This window comes from Phytomonospora sp. NPDC050363 (assembly GCF_040655735.1).
Lineage (GTDB): Bacteria > Actinomycetota > Actinomycetes > Mycobacteriales > Micromonosporaceae > Phytomonospora.
In genome coordinates, this window is the sequence record NZ_JBFAKK010000011.1 from 125765 (window position 1) to 141932 (window position 16168).

At 72.3% G+C, this 16168-nt stretch carries 18 protein-coding genes; 3 read left to right on the forward strand and 15 right to left on the reverse strand.

Annotated elements, in window-relative coordinates; translation table 11 throughout:
- Positions 1 to 289 precede the first annotated feature (289 nt).
- The 7 genes from AB0I28_RS27320 to AB0I28_RS27350 all read right to left on the reverse strand — a co-directional run bounded on the left by AB0I28_RS27320 (position 290) and on the right by AB0I28_RS27350 (position 5315).
- Positions 290 to 1324 (reverse strand): hypothetical protein, encoded by a 1035-nt coding sequence (locus AB0I28_RS27320; RefSeq protein WP_357497984.1) that lies wholly within the window; start codon positions 1322 to 1324, stop codon positions 290 to 292.
- Positions 1321 to 1947: an RNA polymerase sigma factor gene (locus AB0I28_RS27325; RefSeq protein ID WP_357497986.1), complete on the reverse strand. Its 627-nt coding sequence runs from the start codon at positions 1945 to 1947 to the stop codon at positions 1321 to 1323. Before AB0I28_RS27325 ends, AB0I28_RS27320 begins: the two co-directional genes overlap by 4 nt.
- Before the next feature lie 101 nt (positions 1948 to 2048).
- A complete protein-coding gene (locus AB0I28_RS27330; protein WP_357497988.1) occupies positions 2049 to 2180 on the reverse strand; it encodes a hypothetical protein in 132 nt (43 codons plus the stop codon).
- A gap of 151 nt (positions 2181 to 2331) precedes the next feature.
- A complete protein-coding gene (locus AB0I28_RS27335; protein WP_357497990.1) occupies positions 2332 to 2874 on the reverse strand; it encodes a DUF4913 domain-containing protein in 543 nt (180 codons plus the stop codon).
- The gene (locus tag AB0I28_RS27340) at positions 2871 to 3932 is read right to left on the reverse strand and encodes a caspase family protein (RefSeq protein ID WP_357497991.1); all 1062 of its coding nucleotides are present in this window, start codon (positions 3930 to 3932) and stop codon (positions 2871 to 2873) included. Before AB0I28_RS27340 ends, AB0I28_RS27335 begins: the two co-directional genes overlap by 4 nt.
- A gap of 1 nt (position 3933) precedes the next feature.
- A complete protein-coding gene (locus AB0I28_RS27345) occupies positions 3934 to 4269 on the reverse strand; it encodes a hypothetical protein (RefSeq protein ID WP_357497993.1) in 336 nt (111 codons plus the stop codon).
- 74 nt (positions 4270 to 4343) lie between these two features.
- Positions 4344 to 5315, reverse strand: a complete 972-nt coding sequence (locus tag AB0I28_RS27350) for a stage II sporulation protein M (protein WP_357497995.1) — start codon at positions 5313 to 5315, stop codon at positions 4344 to 4346.
- An 83-nt stretch (positions 5316 to 5398) separates the two neighbouring features.
- On the opposite strand from AB0I28_RS27350, the gene AB0I28_RS27355 reads away from it, so the two are divergent.
- Positions 5399 to 6274 (forward strand): RDD family protein, encoded by an 876-nt coding sequence (locus AB0I28_RS27355; protein ID WP_357497997.1) that lies wholly within the window; start codon positions 5399 to 5401, stop codon positions 6272 to 6274.
- A gap of 419 nt (positions 6275 to 6693) precedes the next feature.
- Here AB0I28_RS27355 and AB0I28_RS27360 read toward each other — a convergent pair whose 3' ends face one another.
- From AB0I28_RS27360 to AB0I28_RS27370, 3 genes are all read right to left on the reverse strand, one after another.
- Positions 6694 to 7419 carry a lysozyme gene (locus AB0I28_RS27360; RefSeq protein WP_357497998.1) on the reverse strand — a complete coding sequence of 242 codons (726 nt, stop codon included), beginning with the start codon at positions 7417 to 7419 and terminating at the stop codon, positions 6694 to 6696.
- Between the two features lie 146 nt (positions 7420 to 7565).
- On the reverse strand, positions 7566 to 8276 hold the full coding sequence (locus tag AB0I28_RS27365; protein WP_357497999.1) for a GNAT family N-acetyltransferase: 711 nt from the start codon (positions 8274 to 8276) through the stop codon (positions 7566 to 7568).
- Positions 8273 to 9100, reverse strand: coding sequence for an aminoglycoside phosphotransferase family protein (locus AB0I28_RS27370; RefSeq protein WP_357498001.1), 828 nt, complete (start codon positions 9098 to 9100; stop codon positions 8273 to 8275). The genes AB0I28_RS27365 and AB0I28_RS27370 overlap by 4 nt, the downstream gene beginning before the upstream one ends.
- 72 nt (positions 9101 to 9172) lie before the next feature.
- On the opposite strand from AB0I28_RS27370, the gene AB0I28_RS27375 reads away from it, so the two are divergent.
- Positions 9173 to 10021, forward strand: coding sequence for an SDR family oxidoreductase (locus AB0I28_RS27375; protein WP_357498003.1), 849 nt, complete (start codon positions 9173 to 9175; stop codon positions 10019 to 10021).
- On the opposite strand, the gene AB0I28_RS27380 is transcribed toward AB0I28_RS27375, so the two are convergent.
- The 5 genes from AB0I28_RS27380 to AB0I28_RS27400 form a co-directional block, all read right to left on the reverse strand.
- Entirely contained in the window at positions 10018 to 11364 is a 1347-nt protein-coding gene (locus AB0I28_RS27380; RefSeq protein WP_357498005.1) for a DUF58 domain-containing protein, read from the reverse strand. The two genes, AB0I28_RS27375 and AB0I28_RS27380, sit on opposite strands and share 4 nt — an antisense overlap.
- Entirely contained in the window at positions 11361 to 12311 is a 951-nt protein-coding gene (locus AB0I28_RS27385) for a MoxR family ATPase (protein WP_357498269.1), read from the reverse strand. The genes AB0I28_RS27380 and AB0I28_RS27385 overlap by 4 nt, the downstream gene beginning before the upstream one ends.
- Before the next feature lie 101 nt (positions 12312 to 12412).
- Complete coding sequence (locus AB0I28_RS27390; protein WP_357498007.1) at positions 12413 to 13690, reverse strand: DUF4350 domain-containing protein; 1278 nt, start codon at positions 13688 to 13690, stop codon at positions 12413 to 12415.
- A complete protein-coding gene (locus AB0I28_RS27395; protein WP_357498009.1) occupies positions 13687 to 14262 on the reverse strand; it encodes a DUF4129 domain-containing protein in 576 nt (191 codons plus the stop codon). Before AB0I28_RS27395 ends, AB0I28_RS27390 begins: the two co-directional genes overlap by 4 nt.
- Positions 14263 to 14264: 2 nt before the next feature.
- Positions 14265 to 15149, reverse strand: coding sequence for a hypothetical protein (locus AB0I28_RS27400; protein WP_357498010.1), 885 nt, complete (start codon positions 15147 to 15149; stop codon positions 14265 to 14267).
- A gap of 273 nt (positions 15150 to 15422) precedes the next feature.
- Between AB0I28_RS27400 and mtrA the strand changes: the two genes are divergently transcribed.
- Positions 15423 to 16112, forward strand: coding sequence for an MtrAB system response regulator MtrA (gene mtrA / locus AB0I28_RS27405; RefSeq protein ID WP_184792729.1), 690 nt, complete (start codon positions 15423 to 15425; stop codon positions 16110 to 16112).
- Positions 16113 to 16168 lie beyond the last annotated feature (56 nt).

Sequence of the window (16168 nt, forward strand, 5' to 3'; positions counted from 1 at the left end):
GATGATCGACGCGCACGAGCGCGGTCATCCGCTGGCCGCTGAGCGGCGGACCGCGTCCTTCGGCCCGAGCGGGGCCCGGCCCCGGAGGGTCCGGCGAGGGCTCGGGAGACCGCGCGGTGACGGCAGTTCGCCGAGCGCACGGCTCGCGGGACCCGGTGGAGAGGCGGGCCGTCGCGGCGGCGCCGGCCGGCCGGGATGTGCGCGGGCACCCTGGGCGCCCGTCATGCGAGGGCGACGACCGGCGTTTCCGCCGCCCGTCGCCCATCCCCGTCGGTTTCTCGCGGCGCGGTCAGTCTCCGATTTCGGCGACGACCTCGTCTTCGAATGCCATGAGTTCCACGACACTCCCGCCGTCGGACTGGCGGGTGCCGAGGATCGCGCTGGTGTTCGGGTCGAGGATGATCTCCCTCGTGTACGGGGCGTCGGCACCATCGGCCCCGGGGAAGGTGACCGTCAGCGCGAAGGCCACTCCCTCGCGGCCGAGACCGTCTTCGACCATGCCGTCAACGCGGGTCACCTCGTCCATCGTGGACAGCATTCCGAAGAAGGCCGCGCGCGTCTCGGACGTCATGATCGCGCTCGCGTTGGCCAGCACGACCATGGACATGTCGGCCACGAACAGCTCCTCTCGGCCGTCGTACCAGCCGGTGTCCTGGTACTCGGCGTGCACGTACGCCGTCGACTGCTCCAGCAGCACCGTCAGCAGCGCGGCCGATTCCGTCGGCAGGGCCGCCAGCCACGCCTCGCTGGGTGACCACAGGCCCGCGTCGGCCTCGTCGAACGGCAGGTCGTAGCCCTCGTCCTGACGCAGGTCGAAGGTTCCCTTCGGGTCCTCCTCACCGTCGACGGTGCTGTGCTGCACGACCACGCGCATCCCGTGGTCGACCTGGTACCAGCGGTCGGCTGTGTAGTCGACCAGCGCGCCGGCGTCGTCGTCGAGGACCTGGCCGGTAGTGCGGCGGTACACGAAGGCGCCGTCGGCCGCGTCGTACGAGGCGTACTTGTCGACGTTGTTCGCGGCGAGGGCGAGGACGTCGCCCGCCGCCATAGTGGCCAGGTCGGAGGTCTGCGTCTGCTTCTGTTCGCCGGTCGGGTTCTTGTCGTCGTCGTCGTCGGCGACGACAACGCCCACGCCGATCGCCACCGCGGCGGCAACGGGCAGGGCGAGTGCGGCGAGGCGATACGAGGTGCGGCGGGTCGTGGTCTGCATGGCGGTTCCCTTCAAGACGGTGGCACGCATGGATGCCATCCGGGGGGTGGTGTCGGCGTCGAAGCCGTCGCGGAAGGCCGCGACCTCGGCGAGGTGGTCGTTGGTGTCGGTCATGGCGTGCTCCGTCGGGATGTCGTGTGGGGGTCGGCGAGCTTGCGGCGCAGGTGTGCCTTCGCGCGGGCGAGGCGGGAGGCGACGGTGCCCTCGGGGACGCGAAGGGCTGCGGCGATCTCCGTGTACGACAACTCGGCGACCGCGAACAGCAGGAGCACTTCCCGCTGCCCGGCCTTCAGCGAGGCGAGGGCCTCGGCGAGGCGCCGGGACTCGCTCTGCGCGGCCACCCGGTCGAGGCTGCGGTCGACCGAACCGGAGTCGGCGAGGGGATCTACGCCGGTTCGGGCGAGGGTCCGCAGGGCGCGCGCCTCGCCGCGGCGGTGCCGCCGGAGGAGGTTGGTGCAGATGCCGTACAGCCAGGAGATCGCCGACGCGCGGGCCGGGTCGTACCGGTGCCGCTTGGCGAAGGCCGTGAGGTACGTCTGGGAGACGATGTCCTCGGCGACGTCGGGGCCGACGCGGCGCGCGCAGTAGCGGTGCAGCGCGGCGGCGTACCGGTCGAAGAGGACGATGAAGCCCTCGCGGGTCCCGATGTCAGCCGGATCGGCCTCGGCAGTGGTGGCCTCGCGGCGGGGACTGCCGCGCGCGACGAGGCCGAGGATGTCGGAGTGAAGTGTCGTCACATCCATTGCTTGCCCGGCGGCGGAATCCTTCTTCCCGTTTTCGGGAGAGGACTTCCCGGTCCTGGGAAGGGGCGACCGCCGGACGCGGGGGCGGGGGCCCGTCAGGCGCGCGGCCGGTAGACGGGGGTGAGGCCGAGAACGTCGGCGGCGCCGGGCGGACTGAAACGCGGGCCCTTCATCACCTTGCCGGCCGCACGGCGGACCGCGTGGACGGAGACGCCGTACGCCTCCATCCACCCGCCAGCCTGCTCATCGCCGCCATCACGATCTGGCTCCCATGATCACCAGGACACCACCTGGTACCGGTGTTGTACTCGGCCGAAGCGATGGTGCACTCCAGGGGCGCGACGAGCCCCAGCCCCGCGGTGATCCACCGGACACGCCCTAACCCGCCTCGGCGCGCAGCTCCGCGAGGTGCGCCGCCAAGCCGGCATCGTCCACTTCGGACCGTGACGGGGCCGGCTCGGTGTGGCCCTCGGCGCAGGGCGCGAAAAGCACACGCAGGCGGGGGATCGCGCGGTCGAGGACCTCGCGCCACCAGCACGGCAGGTCGGCCTCGCGGCCGGGACCGTAGGCGTACTCCCGGGCCTGCCACAGCGCGCCCAGCTCTTCGACGGCGGCCGCGTGCCGCCACCAGCAGGGCGCCACGGCGTCGTGCAGCCGCTCGCCTTCGACGAGCCCGCCGACGAAGCCGGCGAGCTCGGCGAGGACCCGGGCGCGCTCGGCACCGTCGAGCCGCGTCCAGTCGATCGGTCCGCCGCGCCCCGGCGACTTCGCCGCCGACTCCAGCCGGTGGACCCGCACGTCGAGGACGCCGTAGCGCTCGCGCAGGCGGTCCAGTTCCCGGCGCAGGTCGCGGATCGTGTGCAGCTGCTCGGCGACGACCTCGGCGAGTTCGGCCGCTGAACCTTCGGTCGGGTCGGTCATGTCCCTCGGGCTTCCTCTTCGGGTTCGGTGGGCTGATCGGGCAGCGAGAGGCGGTATCGGGCCTCGTTGGAGGAGCGGATCGCGGCGGGCGGCGCGTGGTCCCACTCCTCGATCGTCTGCCGCGTGACGGTCTTGATCATCGTGGTCTGGCCCTCGGCGTTGACCGTCCGGATGACGGTGCGCTCGTTGGTGACCCGGCGCAGCCGCCCGGCCCGGGCCCGGTAGCCCCGGTCGGGATCGCCGCCGACGGCCGAGGCGAGGCCGCCGAGGTCGGCGAAGTCCGGTCCGGTCTCCACTGTGGCACCGAAGCCGTTCTGAAGGTGTCCGAAGGGCCGCGCGGGCGGTCTGCGCTTGAGCAGTGGCACGCCGCCGAGCCCGTGGACGAGATGGCGCGGTTCCTGCCCTGCGGACCCCGAGGCCATCGCGTGGTGGACGGAGTCGGTGAACTCGGCGAGGGAGACGGTCTCGGCGCCGGCGTCCTCGAAGCCGGCGATCGCGGCCAGCAAGGCCCGGGTGTAGACCGATAAGGGGTCCTCTTCGGGACCGGTGGCCACGACGAAGGACTTCCTCCCGAGCCGGCTGGAGGCCATCACGGCGAGGCTGGTGCCGGCCGGGGAGATGTCGAGGGTGCGGGGCAGGTGCGCGACGGCGCCGGAGTAGCAGGAGTCGAGGATCAAGACCTTCGCCCTGGCGCGGACTCTCCCGAGGCGGTCGATGATCCGGTCGAGGGCGAGGCCGTGTTCGCTGATGTCGCCGGGGTCGTGGGTGTTGCCGGTGGCGAAGTAGATGTCGCGGCTGCCCTCGCCGGGGAAGGAGTGCCCGGTGAGGTAGAGCAGGAAGAGATCGTCGGCGCCGACCCGGCGGGCCGAGACGCTCAGGTCGACGGTTATCTGCTCCCGCACGGGATTGAGCACGGCGTTGACGGTGAAGCCCCAGGCCTCCAGCGCGCTGTGGAGGAGATCGAGGTTGGTCTCGGCGGCGGGGAGTTCCGGGATTCCGCTCAGCGGCTGGTAGTCGCGCACCCCGTACAGTCGCGCGTACCTGTTGGCGATCTCCACGCTAGGGCTCTTTCGGCCCGTCCGGGAAGATCCAGCCGTGCAGGGTCTCGCCGAGTTCGCCGGGCTCGCGCCCGATCGGGGCTTTGCGGCCGTCGGGGGCGACGATGCGTCCGGCGCGTCCGGCGCGCAGGTTCACCACCAGGGTCGCGACCGCGCAGATGGTGTTGACGCCGGCCAGCACGGCGTTGACGATCGCGATCGGATCGGGGCCCATCGCCAGGGGATCGTCCGACTCGGCGAGGCGGTAGGGGACGCCCTCGTCGCGCAGCAGCCCGGTCAGATCGGACAGCGCCGTCTCATCGCCCTCGGCGGCGTCCAGTTCGATCCGCAGGTCCACGCGGGCCTCCCCCATCTCGCTCCACTGTGGCCGGTCCCGCCACGATACGGCCTGCCAGCCGGGAAGCGCCAGCGTCAGCCGACGTCACGGCCCAGGTCGCCGGTCTCGCCTTCGGCGACGGCCCGGCGCCCGAAGTACACCACGTAGGCCAGGAAGCCGATCCAGACCAGCGCGCCGATCGTGATGGCGATCGGTGAGGGAAGGAAGGGCGTGACGAAGCCTTCGACCAGGCCGCTGACGAACAGCACGGCGACCAGTCCCATCGCGACCATCGCGCCCGAGCGGGCGGCCGCGCCCAGCGACTGCCCTCGTGTCAGCGAAGGCCCCGGCGCGATCCAGGACCAGCCGATCCGCAGCCCGACCCCGGAGGCGACGAACACCGCCGTCAGCTCCAGCAGCCCGTGCGGGGCGATGAGCAGGAAGAACGTGTCGGCGCCGCCGTTGCCGACCATGACGCCGCCGGTGATGCCGAGGCTGAGGATGTTCTGCCACAGCACGTACAGCGTCGGCACGATCAGCACCCCGCCGATCAGCGCCTGCGCGGCCACCAGGGCGTTGTTGGTCCACACCCGCAGGAAGAAGTTCTGCGCCGCGAACTCGCTGTAGTAGGCCTCGAAGTCCTGGTTGACGAGCTGGTCGATCTGCGTCGGCGTCATCAGCGCGAGCTGCGTGGCCGGATGCTCCGCGACGTACCAGATCAGTCCGCCGCCGAACACGACGAAGGCGGCGATCACGCCGACCCACCACGGCCAGGCCCGGTACACCGAGGCCGGGAACGTGTGCGTGAAGAAGCGCACGAGCTGGCGCGGGGAGGTGCGGGTGGTGCCGGTGATGCTGCTGCGGGCCCGCAGCACCAGCTGCGACAGGCGCGCGACCAGCAGCGGGTCGGGCATGCGGCTGCGCACGACCGCCAGGTGCGTGGCCGCGCGCTGGTAGAGCATCATCAGCTCGTCGGACTGCTCGGCCGTCAGTCGCGCGCCGCGGCTGAGCTGGTCGAGGCGCAGCCACTCGGCGTTGTGTTCGGCGACGTAGGCATCCAGGTCCACGCTGCGACGGTACCGGTCGGCGGCAACGGCCGCGTCCGCAGACGCGCACCCGGCGGCGGGCGGCCGTACGGCACACTTGGCGGGTGGCAGCCGACGCGTCGACGATCCTTCCGGGCCGCTTCGTCAGCGGCGAAGCGGTCGAGCTCGACGTGCGCGTCGCCAGACTGGGCTCGCGCATGCTCGCCTTCGCCCTCGACCTGCTCGTCCTCGGCTTCGTCGCCGTGGTGCTGCTGATCGTGTCGACCTACCTGGTCGCCTCCCTCGCCGAAGGCGGCATCGAGGTCGACGCCGCGCTCGTCGGCGCGATCTTCGTCATCAATCTGGTGATCTTGTTCGTGGCGATCCCCGCGACGGTGGAGACCCTGAGCAAGGGCCGCTCGATCGGCAAGCTCGCCGCCGGGCTGCGCGTGGTCCGCGACGACGGCGGGCCGATCCGCTTCCGGCACGCGCTCGTCCGCGCGCTGGTCGGCCTCACTCTGGAGTTCCCCGGCATCCTGCTGCCCGGCATCACCTGGATCGCGGGCCTGTGGACCATGCTGGTCAACCCGGCGGGCAAGCGCATCGGCGACCTCGCCGCGGGCACCGTGGTCATCCACGAGCGCTCCCCGGCGGTGTGGGGCTGGGTGCCGCTGATGCCGCCGCCGCTGGCCGCCTGGGCGTCCCTGACCGACCTGTCCGACCTCGACGACGAACTGGCGCTGGCGGTGCGGCACTTCCTGTCCCGCAACGCCCAGATCCGCGAACCCGCCCGCACCTCCCTCGGGCTGGCGCTGGCCGCCGAACTCGGCGCCAAGGTCACCCCGCCGCCCCCTCCGGGCACGCCGGGCTGGGCCTTCATGAGCGCCGTGCTCGCCGAACGCTACCGGCGCAACGCCGGGCGCCTGGCCGCCAGCCGCGCGGCCACCGCGCAGGTCTGGGACACCCTCTACGGTTCGACCGCGCAGAAGCTCGGGCACTGACCTCAGGGCGCGCTCTGACGCCTGCGGGCCGGCACCAGCACCGTCCCGGCGGTTCCCGACCACCCCGGCCACGCCGTAGAGGCCCAGGGCGGTGGCGACGGCGCCCGGGCCGAGCCCGGAGGACTCCCTCAGCACCGGTGGCACGTAGGTGTAGGCGGCGACCTGCCCGACGACGGCCAGCACCGGCGCGATGAGGCCGGCGCGCATCGGGCCGTGCCGCAACTGGGCGAGCATGTCGGCAAGGACCAGGCTCTCCCGCGACGGCAGCGGCGTGTTCGGGGACCAGCCGGACGGCGAGACCGTCGCCGGATACCAGGCAGGACAAGGAAGTGAGCTTCGTCACGTCGGCTCGCCGTGAGAACGCCCGGGCCCCGGTGACGGGGCCCGGGCGCATGCCGGGTGGTGCGCTTCGCGGGTGGCTAGGTGTTGTTGGCCAGGGCCAGCAATCGGTCGAGGCCGCCGTTGAAGATGTTGCGATCGGTGTTGCCGTTCACGCCGGGAACCGAACCCGTCGACGTGTACTGCCAGAAGGTGTAGACCGGCCACCCGTTCGGCATGTTCGGCGCCGAGACCCCGTAGTGCGCGATCCACAACGGGTTGGTGGCGACGAAGTCGGTCGCACCGCCGGTGCAGTCGTTCCACCAGCTCGCCGCCGTGTAGATGATCGGATCGCGGCCCGTGCGGGCCTTGTAGGTGTTGACGAAGTCGTGCACCCACGCGACCAGCGAGGCGCCCGACATGCCGTAGCAGGAGGCGCCGTAGGGGTTCCACTCGATGTCGAGTGTCGCCGGGAGCGTGTGGTCGTCGGCCGACCAGGCCCCGCCGTTGTCGACGAGGAAGTTCGCCTGCGCCGCGCCGGAGGACGCGTTGGGGAGCCCGAAGTGGTAGGCGCCCCGGATGAGTCCGGCGTTGAAGGAGCCGACGTACTGCTGCGCGAAATAGTCGTTGGTGTAGCTCGTGCCCTCGGTCGCCTTGACCATCGCGAACTTGATGCCGGCGCCCGCCACGGCGCCCCAGTCCACGTTGCCCTGGTGGCCCGACACGTCGATTCCCTCAGGGGGCGCGTCGGCCGAAGCGGGCCGTGCCAGCCAGAGGCTGGCGGCGAGCATGGCGATGGCCGCGGCGACGGCGATCACTGTCCGCATGCGAGGTAATGCGAAACGGGTCATGTTGCTCCTTTCCGGATCGATAGGATCCGCCGCACTTTACCTACCGGTAGCCAATAGTGGGGCAGAACCGGGCAGAAAGCCGGACCGGACGAGGGCCGAGCGACGGGGCCGAAGCCCCGGCCCTAGCCGAGTTCCACGCTGAGCTGGGCGCCGAGCTCGCTGAACCCGAGGGCTCGCGCGACACTCCGGGAAGCGTCGATCCGGGCCCGCCACTGGGGAAGCAGCCCGGCGGCCAGCGCGTGGGCCGTCGACGCCGATCCGGCGGCCTTCGCCAGGCCCCGCCCGCGTTGCTCCGGCGCAGTGAGCACGCCGATGTGCGCGGTCGAGCCGGCCCACACGCGGTACCCCGAGGCCGCCGCCACCGCTCCTTCGCGGACGACGGCGAAGGCCGGCGAGGTGCTGTCGTCGAGACTCGCCTCACCCGCCTCGTCCTCGCCCGCGAGGGCCTCCATCGCGAGGATGCCGGGGTCGCGCGGATCGAGTTCGGTCACCTCGGCCCCCGCCGGCCGGAAACTATCGGCGTCCACATAGGCCAGTGCCGCGGGCCCGAGCACCTTGGCGACGGGCAGCACCTTCCGGATGACGTCGGGGTCGACGACCTCACCCGCCGACAACCCGACGAGGGCCTTGCGGACCAGTGCCACCGACCGCTCGTCGGGCGCGGTCGCGATCGCGGCGCCTCCGATGGCGACGATGCCCACCCAACCCGGCGGGCAGAGCAGCGAACTCGGCGAGACGGCCACGTCCATCCCGGTGGTGGCGAAGGCGACCGGGGCCTCGGCGAGGCCGCACCACAGCGCCTGCGCCCGCGCGGTCAGATCCTCGGTGCTCACGCGCCCACCCGCCCCAGTCGCTTCCGAAGCCCGTCGACGCCGTCGGCGACGATCGACTCGTCGCCTTCGTCGACGCCGTAGCGGATCGCGTGCGCCGCGCCCATCCACAGGTAGAAGTGCAGCCGCTCCAGCGACACCGGGAGACCGTAGGCGTCGATCAGCCGCCGCCCCTCCTCCTCGCCGAAGGTCGCCCACAGGCCGACGAAGTCGATCACCGGATCCCCGGCGGTCGCCGTCTCGAAGTCGATGATCCCGGTCGGCACACCACCGGCGTCGCAGAGGATGTGCTCGGTCCCGAGGTCGCGGTGCACCAGGACCGGCGTGAAGCCCTCCATCAGCGACAGCGCCTCGAAGTACCGGCTCTCGACCTCCGCCCGCAGCGGCGCGTCGAGGCGCGGCAGGACCTTCCGCGTCATCCACTCCCAGTCGGCGAGGTAGCCCGCGCGCCAGCCGTCGACCTCGCAGCCCAGCAGCCGCGCCGCCCGCTCGACCGGGAAGGAGTGCAGCCGCCGCAGCATCCCCGCCACGTCTCCCACGCGGTCGCCCGGCTGGAGCGCCCGGCCCGGCAGGCGCGGGTAGAGCATGTAGGTGTGCCCGTCGAACTCGCCGACGGTGGTGGGCACGGGCACGGCGTAGTCGAGGTAGGCGGCCAGTTCGGGCAGCAGCCGCTCTTCGCGCCGGTGCGCGGCGGCGATCTCGGGACTGCGCGCCACGCGCAGGATCTGCGAGCCGCCGAGGTCGAAGGTCCAGGAGGCCCAGCCGCCGTGAATCGGGGCGGCCGGTGCGTCGAGACCGAGATGGGCCAGGAGAGCCGAAGGGTCCATGAACGCCGAGACTACGGCGGCGATGTGGCCGGGTCTCGCGGTTTTCCCTCTCCGCTCTGGTAGGAACGAGCCATGAGCGGACTGGCCATCACGGGCGCCACCGGCGCGATCGGCGGAGCGGTCGCGGCGAACGTCGCCGCGGCGGGCGCGGCGATGACCCTCGTCGTGCGCGACCCCTCCCGAGCGCCGTCGTATCCCGGTGCCGAGGTCCGGCGCGCCGGCTCCTACGGCGACACCGAGGCCATGCGCGCGGCCTTCGACGGCGTGACGACCGTCTTCCTCGTCTCGGCCACCGAGTCGGCCGACCGCGTCGCACAGCACCGCTCGGCCGTCGACGCGGCGGTCGCCGCCGGCGTCGGCCGGATCGTCTACCTCTCGTTCCTCGCCGCCGCGCCCGAGGCGACCTTCACCTTCGCGCGCGACCACTTCCACACCGAGGAGTACATCAAGGCCTCCGGCCTCGCCCACACCTTCCTGCGCCCGAGTCTCTACGCCGACTACGTTCCCGGGATGGTCTGGGACGACGGCGCCATCCGGGGTCCGGCGGGCAGCGGGCGCATCGCCTGGGTCGCCCGCGCCGACGTCGCCGACTCGGCCTCGTCGGTGCTCATGACCGACGGCCACGACGGCCGCACCTACGACCTCACGGGGCCGCGGACGCTGACCATGGTGGAGACCGCCGAGGTCCTGGCGGCGGCCACGGGCCGGGGCGTGCACTACATCCCCGAGACTCTCGACGAGGCCCGCGCCTCGCGCGGTTCCTACGGCGCCGCCGAGTGGGAGGTCGAAGGCTGGATCACCTCGTACGCGGCCATCGCCACGGGCGAGATGGACGTCGTATCCGAGGCGGTGGCGACCCTGACGGGACGCCCCGCGACCCCGCTGCGCGAGGCCGTCGAGCAGGCCCAGGGCGCGTCCTAGAGACGCCCGCTGGCCTTCAGCGTCAGGTAGGCGTCGGTGACCTTGCCGGCGAACACGTCGGCGGGCTGGTCGACGACCTCGACGCCGTAGCGCACCAGGCTCGCCGCGACCCGGCGGCGCTCCACGAGGGACTTCTCCGCGGCGGCAGCCTGGTAGGCGACGTCCATGGGGTCCCCGTCGCCGTACCCGCGACGGGAGCGCATGCGGGCGATCACCGGGTCGCTCACGGCCGCCACGATCACCTTGTGCCGCGACGACAACTGCGGCAGGGCCGGCAGCAGCGACTCGGCGATCGCGCCGGGCTCCAGCGAGGTGAAGATGACCACCAGCGCGCGTTTGGCCTCGCGCTTGAGGACCTCGGCGACGACGAGCCCGAAGTCGGTCTCGACCAGCGCCGGCTCCAGCGGCGCCAGCGCGCGGATCAGCTTCGGCAGCAGACCCCTGCGCGTACCGCCCTCGACGACCGCGCGGACCTCGGTGTCGACGGCCAGCGCGTCGACCCGGTCACCGGCCCGAGCGGCGACCGCCGACAGCAGCAGCGCCGCGTCGATGGCCGCGTCCAGACGCGGCTCGGCCCGGTCGCCGCCCAAGGCGTCGCCGACCTGCACGGCCGAGGTGCGGCCGGTGTCGAGGACGCACAGCACGCGCCGGTCGCGCTCGGGCCGCCAGGTCTTGACGATCACCGACTCCCGCCGCGCCGAGGCGCGCCAGTCGATGGAGCGGATGTCGTCGCCGATCACGTACTCGCGCAACGAGTCGAACTCGCTGCCCTGCCCGCGCCCGCGCGCGGCGACCGCGCCTTCGAGCACCCGCAGCCGCGAGTACTTCTCCGAAAGGTGGCGCCGCGAGTCGAAGCGCGGCAGCACGCGCAGCGTCCACGGCGGGCTCACCCGCTCGGCGCGCACCCGGGGCGTCTGCCGGTAGGCCAGCCGCATCGGCCCGTACGAGCGCAGGATGACGCGCACGGCGGGCCGGTCGCCGCGCCGGGTGGGCGTCAGCGTCGTCACCAGGTCGCGGATCTTGCCCGGCGGGAGCACGACCGGCTGCGAGGCCGGCGACGCGCCCGCCGAGGGCACCCACGAGTCGTGCAAGGCGCCGTAGAGCGTGCGGGGCCCGTCGTTGCGGACGTGCAGCGTCACCGACGCCGTTCCCGTCAGGCGCACCATCCGGTCCCCGGAGCGCCACATGGCCACCCGCGCCAGCGGCGCGGCCATCATCGCGTCGGCGAGGCACACCGCTGCCAGGAGCAGCAGGTACACCACCAGCCCCAGCCACGGCTGCGTCCACAGCGGCAGGGTCAGCAGCAGGACACCGAAACCGGCGACCGGGCGCCAGGTGATCATCGCGGCGTCGGGACGGTCGCCAGCAGCGAGTTCAGCACGTCGTCGGAGGCGATGCCCTCCAGCTCGGCCTCGGGCCGCACTTGGATCCGGTGGCGGAGGCACGGACGCGTCAGCGACTTCACGTCGTCGGGCGTCACGTAGTCGCGGCCGGCCAGCCACGCCCACGCCTTGGACGCGTTCAGCAGCGCCGTCGCCGCACGCGGAGAAGCGCCCAGCGACAGCGACGGCGAATGCCGCGTCGCCTGCGTGATGTCGACGATGTAGCCCATCACCGCGTCGGCGACCTGCGTCGAGGCCACCGCCCGCTGCGCGGCGGCGATGTCCTCGGCCGAGGCCACCGGACGGACACCGGCGGCGGCCAGGTCGCGCGGGTCGAAACCGGCGTGGTGCTTGCGCAGCACGTTCAGCTCCTCCTCCCGCGAGGGCGGCTCGACGGTCAGCTTCAGCAGGAACCGGTCCAGCTGCGCCTCGGGCAGCGGATAGGTCCCCTCGTACTCCACCGGGTTCTGCGTCGCGGCGACCAGGAACGGCTCGGGCAGCTTGCGCGGCACGCCCTCGACGGTGACCTGCCGCTCCTCCATGACCTCCAGCAGCGCCGCCTGCGTCTTCGGCGGCGTCCGGTTGATCTCGTCGGCCAGCAGCAGGTTCGTGAAGACCGGGCCCTGCCGGAACTCGAAGGCCGAGGAGTGCGTGTCGTAGATCAGCGAACCGGTCACGTCGCCCGGCATCAGGTCGGGCGTGAACTGCAGGCGCTTGGTGTCCAGCGACAACGCGGCCGCCAGCGTCCGCACGATCAGCGTCTTGGCGACACCGGGCACGCCCTCCAGGAGGATGTGCCCCCGGCACAACAGGCCGATGACCAGCCCGGACACCGTCGCCTGCTGACCGACGATCACCTTGCCGACCTCGTCGCGGAGGCGGCCGAGAGCCGCCCGCGCGCGGGCCATGTCGGCCGCGCTGACCTGCGGCGCGGAGACGGACGGGCTCGGTGACACGGACGCGGAGCCCGACCACCTGGCCCCGGCCGTGGCGCTGACGGGATTCTCGGTCACCTTCGGTGCCTTTCATGAGGGCGCTCGCCGAGGACGGCGTTCTCCAGCGTGTCGAGCGCGTGGATCGAGTTGAGCAGGTCCTGGTCGGAGCCCGGCTCGGGCCCGAACAAGACGTTGCGCACCTGCTGGTCGTCCCAGCCGGCGCGGGCCGCGACGGTCGAGACGACCTGGGAGCGGTCGGACTTCGAGGAGAGGCCCACCACCGGGAGCATCCGGCTGAGCGCACCGTCGCGCATCGCCTGGAGCGCCGCCTCGCGGCTGGCGCCCCTGCGGTACAGGCGCGCCCGGCCGTAGACGGTCTCGGCGGCCGGGACCTGCACCGGCAGCGGCTCCACGACCGGCGGGCCGAGCCTGCGCCCGCGAGCCATCGCGGCGAGCGCGAACAGGGCGAGAAGGCCGATGAGCATTGCCCACACCCATGACGGGAACGCCTTGTAGAGGGGGTTCTCCGGGCTGCTCGCGGGCGGAGGCTCGTAGGGCTCCTGCTCCTGCTCGACGGTCTCCTGCGGCGGGAGCGGCTCGGTGGCGTGGAGGTCGAGCCACACCAGATGGGAGCCCGCCGACAGCAGCCCGACGGCGAGGGCGCTGTTCCCGGCGGCGTTGATGCGGCCGTTGGTGAACGGGTCGGCCGCGCCGACCACGATCGTCTCGGGCATGACCTCGCTCGCCGGGATCGCCGTCAGCGAACCGCCGTAGCAGGGCATGCCGATCGCCACCTTCTGCTCGCCCTCCGGGGGCCGCGGTGTGGTGTAGCGGTCGCTGAAGACCTCGGCGGGGCCGGCCGCGGCCGCCTCGGCGAGGGTGCAGCCGGGGTCGGCGAGTCCGGTGGCCAGACGGGTCTCGGCGACGGTGAGGCCGGTCAGCATCGTCAGGCGCAGCTGTCCGGGCTTGACCAGCACGATGCGGGTGTCAGGGGGAAGGGAGGCAAGCTCGGCGAGCTGGTCGCCGCGCAGGTAGTCGACGGCGGGGATGAACAGGACCGAGCCGGGCCGGGCGGCGAGTTCGACGGCCTCGTCGGCGTCGGTGACGGTCCGCACCTCGACGCCCTGCTCGGCGAGGCGGCCGGCGAGGACACTCCCGCCGAAGTCGCCGGTGGCGGTGGGGGAGAGGTACTCGGCGTCGCCGGTGTCAGGGGATTCGACGGACACCGCGACGATGGTGAGGATGACCAGGGCGACGGCCACGAGGTAGGGCGTCAGCAGCCGCCACGCCCGCCAGCGGGTCTTCTTCACCGGGGCCTTCAACGTGGTCTTCTCGGGCGCGGTCGTCGTCATGTCGCGCTCCCGGTGAGGCGGCCGCCCGCGGCGGCGGCGACCTGCGCGTCGAGCTCGGCCATGTGCCGTGAGTGGGCGGCCTGCGCCTCGTGCTGGCCGTACCAGATGTCGGAGAAGACCCGGGCGGCGTCGTCCATGGCCGCGGCCGCCGCCGGGAGCGCCGAGGAGGCCGCTCCGGCCAGCTCCGTGACGGTCCAGCCGGGCCGGTGGTCGATGATCTCGCGGTCGATGAGGTCGCGGACGCTCGCGCGCAGCCACTCGCGCACGGCGAGGCGGTGGTCGCCGGCCTCGGCGTAGGCGCGGGCCCGGGCGCGCAGGCGGTCGGCGGGCAGGTCGGGGACGGCCTCGTCGGCGACCTCCTCGGCCTTGTCGTAGGCGGGGGTGTCGTCGTAGTGGCGTTCCCCGCGAAGGCGCATCCAGCTCGTTCCGTGCGAGAACAGCGCGGCGACGGTGGCCAGGATCAGCAGGGTCAGCAGCAGCCCGGGCACGCCCAGCGGGTACCAGTCGGCGATGTCGGCGACCAGCTGCGACCACCAGCGCGTGAACCCGCCCGAGACGGGTCCCTCGGTCACGCTCAACTCGGCGGCCCTCCATACGGTGGCCGCACGAGCATCATCGGCGGCGCGAGGTTCGGGGTGTCGCCGCGGGCGGCGGCCCGGGTGAGCACGATGTCGAGGCCCTCGGTGCGGATGCGCGTCTCGACGAGCGTGACCGCGTCGAGGCAGGCGAGCATCGCGTAGGCCATGGTGTTGATGGCCAGGTAGGCGAAGCCGAGGACGAGCAGGAGGTTGCCCTCCAGGATCGCCGAGTAGGACGCGAACTCGTCGGCGGCGGCCCACGCCCCGCAGGTGATGGCCAGCCGCACCAGCATCCACGAGCAGTAACCGAGGACGCGCACGAAGGCCGCGCGGGCACCGGCCCGCCCGGCCAGTGAGAGGCCCCGGCCGACGGCCGCGCCGAATGACGCCCCGTCGATGATCATCACCGGCACGATCAGCCCGACGAACGCGTAGAGCACGAACCACGGCAGTCCGCACATGGCGGCGGTGAACGCCGCCAGCGGGATCAGGATCGCCACGACGCCGAGCACGTTCCCCCAGGGCACGCGCCGGAGGAACAGGTCGGTGAAGGTCGGCGCGGGCCGGTTGAGGACCGTCGCGTGGGCGGCGCGGCTCGCGGGTACGGCCAGGAGGGTGATCACGATGATCTCGGTGGTCAGGCCGACGATCATCCACAGCCACACGACCGCCGGGTCGCCCATCACGTCGCCGCGGTACCGGGGCGTCAGCGCGCTCTCGGTCGACAGGCGCAGCCAGGTCATGAAGACCTGCTCGACGGCGGCCAGCGCGAAGGAGCCCGCCAGCAGCGGCTTCCAGTGCGCGCGCAGCAGCGATGCGGCGGCGTCGAGCAGCTCCCCGACCGTCATCGGCCGCAGCGGAAGCACTTGCGCGCCGCTCACCTGGTCCCCTCTCCGACGCCGTGGTCCGCCCATCGTGCCATGGGCGTGCTCGCGGGGGTCGGAGCGCGTGGAGGCAGTGCGTTCGGCCCATCCGACGGGCGACGTGCGGTCGGCCGGGGCCGTCCCGGAACGCCTCCTTACCTGGCCGTTCGGACGGTAACGAGACTCACGACGCGCAAAATGTCATGATCAATGCCTATTCGTCTCCTAACAGTGAGTATCCAAGGTCGACACGGTTATCGATTTATTCACCGGGGTGGAACTATGGAGCGCATGAGAGCACGGGTACTGGTGGTTGACGACGATCCCGCCCTCGCGGAGATGCTCGGCATCGTGCTGCGCACCGAGGGGTTCACACCGTCGTTCGTGTCGGATGGGGAGCGGGCGCTTTCGGCGTTCCGGGAGAACGGACCGGACATCGTGCTGCTCGACCTCATGCTCCCCGGCATGAGCGGCATCGACGTGTGCAAGGCCATCCGCGCCGAGTCGGGCGTGCCGATCGTGATGCTGACGGCCAAGAGCGACACCGTCGACGTGGTCCTCGGCCTGGAGTCGGGCGCCGACGACTACGTCGTCAAGCCCTTCAAGCCCAAGGAACTGGTCGCGCGGATGCGCGCCCGCCTGCGCGGCAGCCAGGACGACATGCCCGAGCGCCTGACGATAGGGACTCCCGGCCTGCGGGTCGTCGTCGACGTGCCCGCGCACACCGTCACGCTCAACAACGCCGAGGTCAAGCTGACCCCGCTGGAGTTCGACCTGCTGGTCGCGCTGGCCCGCAAGCCGCGCCAGGTCTTCACCCGCGAAGTCCTCCTAGAGCAGGTCTGGGGCTACCGGCACGCGGCCGACACGCGCCTGGTCAACGTCCACGTGCAGCGGCTGCGCGCCAAGATCGAACCCGACCCGGAGAACCCGCAGCTCATCCAGACCGTGCGCGGCGTCGGCTACAAGGCCGGCATAGGTTAGACCGAACCTTGCCCCCCGCGTTCACTCCTCCCTGGCGACGGCCGAAAGTCCGGACG